The organism is Streptomyces chilikensis, assembly GCF_001642695.1.
GTDB classification, from domain to species: domain Bacteria; phylum Actinomycetota; class Actinomycetes; order Streptomycetales; family Streptomycetaceae; genus Streptomyces; species Streptomyces chilikensis.
The window spans coordinates 724250-726526 of sequence record NZ_LWCC02000005.1; the positions used below are offsets into that span (position 1 = coordinate 724250).

Here is a 2277-nt window from a genome sequence, read left to right on the forward strand (position 1 = left end):
CGTCGGCCGGCTCCCCGCCCAGGTTGAGGACGACGCGCAGGTCACCCCGCCGGAACGCGAACCAGCGCGCCTGCGCGTCGTACGCGACCCGCACGTCCGCGAGGTCCGGATCCGTGAGGTCCCCCTGCTCGTGACGGAGCGCGATCAGCATCCGGTACCACGCGAGCAGCCGCGCGTGCGGTTCCTTCACCGGCTCCGTCCAGTCCAGGCAGGACCGGTCCCGCGTCGCCGGGTCCTGCGGATCCGGCACGTCCTCCTCCGCCCAGCCGTGGGCAGCGAACTCCCGCCGCCGCCCCTGCCGGACCGCCTCCGCCAGCTCCGGGTCGGTGTGGTCGGTGAAGAACTGCCAGGGCGTGGAGGCGCCCCACTCCTCGCCCATGAAGAGCATCGGCGTGAACGGCGAGGTCAGCGTGAGGGTGGCCGCGCAGGCCAGCAGACCGGGGGAGAGGGTGGCCGACAGCCGGTCCCCCTGAGCCCGGTTGCCGATCTGGTCGTGGGTCTGGGAGTAGCCCAGCAGCCGGTGCGCGGCGAACCGGGAGCGGTCCAGCGACCGCCCGTGCCGCCGGCCGCGGAAGCTCGAGTACGTGCCGTCGTGGAAGAACCCGGCGGTCAGCGTCTTGGCCAGCGCCGCGAACGGGTCACGGGCGAAGTCCGCGTAGTAGCCCTGCGACTCGGAGGTCAGCGCGGTGTGCACCGCGTGGTGGAAGTCGTCGTTCCACTGGGCGTGCAGCCCCAGCCCGCCCGTCTCGCGGGGGGCGAGCAGCCGCGGGTCGTTCAGGTCGGACTCGGCGATCAGGAACAGCGGCCGGCCCAGCCCCACCGCCAGCCGGTCCACCGCGGTCGAGAGCTCCTCCAGGAAGTGGTAGGCCCGCGTGTCGCGCAGGGCGTGCACCGCGTCCAGCCGCAGACCGTCCAGCCGGTAGTCCCGCAGCCAGCTCAGGGCGCTGTCGACCAGGAACTCGCGGACCTCGTCGGACCCGGCCGCGTCCAGGTTCACCGCGGCGCCCCACGGGGTCTGGTGGGTGTCGGTGAAGTAGGGGCCGAACCGCGGCAGGTGGTTGCCGGACGGGCCGAGGTGGTTGTGGACCACGTCGAGCACGACCCCGAGCCCCAGCTCGTGCGCCCGGTCCACGAACCGCTTGAGCGCCTCGGGTCCCCCGTACGGCTCGTGCACCGCCCACAGGGAGACGCCCTCGTACCCCCAGCCGTGCCGCCCGGGGAACGGGCACAGCGGCATCAGTTCCACATGGGTGACGCCCAGCTCCGCGAGGTGCTCCAGGCGCGCGGCGGCCGCGTCGAGGGTGCCCTCCGGCGTGTACGTGCCCACGTGCAGCTCGTAGAGGACCGCTCCGGGCAGCGGGCGGCCCGGCCAGTCCGCGCGCCACCGGTACCGTCCGTGGTCGACGACGGCGCTCGGCCCGTCCGGGCCGTCGGGCTGCCGCCGGGAGCGCGGATCCGGCAGCACCGGACCGTCGTCCAGCGCGAACCCGTACCGCGAGCCGTCCTCCGCGTCGGCCTGCGCCGTCCACCACCCCCGGCGCAGCGCGTCGGGTTCCATCGCGTACTCGCCCCCGTCGCAATGGAGTGTCACCCGACCGGCCTGCGGCGCCCACACCTCGAACTCCACGAACGGCTCCCCTTCGTTCCAGCGATTGGCCCGTATGCCCTGGATGCAGCGGGACCATCCTGCGACACCAAGGGATCATCGCGCTGAGCATCACGACCCTTCCCCCATGAGCGATACGTCATGCCGTACTCCGTGCGGGTGACTTGGGTGTGGCAGAGCCCGGCGGATGCCGATGCTTCGGGTATGAGACTGATCTCCTGCGCCCCGGCCGTCCGGGGCCTCCCGGTGCGCGGCGCCCTGCTGACGGCCGCCGCCCTGCTGCTGACGGCTCCGGCCGTCGCGTCCGCCCAGGCCGCACCGCCCGGGCCCTACCAGGGAAACTGGGTCTACGTGTCCGTGACCGACGGCGACGCCCGCTCAGCGGCCCCCGCCAAGGCCCGGGGCACACTGCTGCTCTGCGACCCGCCGCAGGCCGCCGGTCACCGCGAGGCCGACCGCGCCTGCGCCGAGCTGGCCCGGGCGGGCGGCGACCCCACGGCCATCCCGGAGCGCGCGGACGCCGTCTGCCCCATGCGGTACGCCCCGGTCACGGCCCGTGCCCGCGGCGAATGGGGCGGCAAGTTGGTCCAGTACACGGAGACCTTTCCCAACGAGTGCGTGATGACCGCCCGAACGGGTGACGTCTTCACCCTGGCCGACGCCGCCCCGGC

General features: G+C 73.9%; 2 protein-coding genes. One reads left to right on the forward strand and one right to left on the reverse strand.

Going from position 1 to position 2277, the window contains the following annotated elements; genetic code table 11:
• Positions 1–1627: malto-oligosyltrehalose trehalohydrolase (treZ, locus tag A2U95_RS03335; RefSeq protein WP_166020730.1), on the reverse strand; the 1627-nt coding region annotated here is incomplete at its 3' end.
• 183 nt (positions 1628–1810) lie between these two features.
• Between treZ and A2U95_RS03340 the strand changes: the two genes are divergently transcribed.
• A partial coding sequence (locus A2U95_RS03340; RefSeq protein WP_166020731.1) for an SSI family serine proteinase inhibitor occupies positions 1811–2277 on the forward strand: 467 nt, incomplete at its 3' end.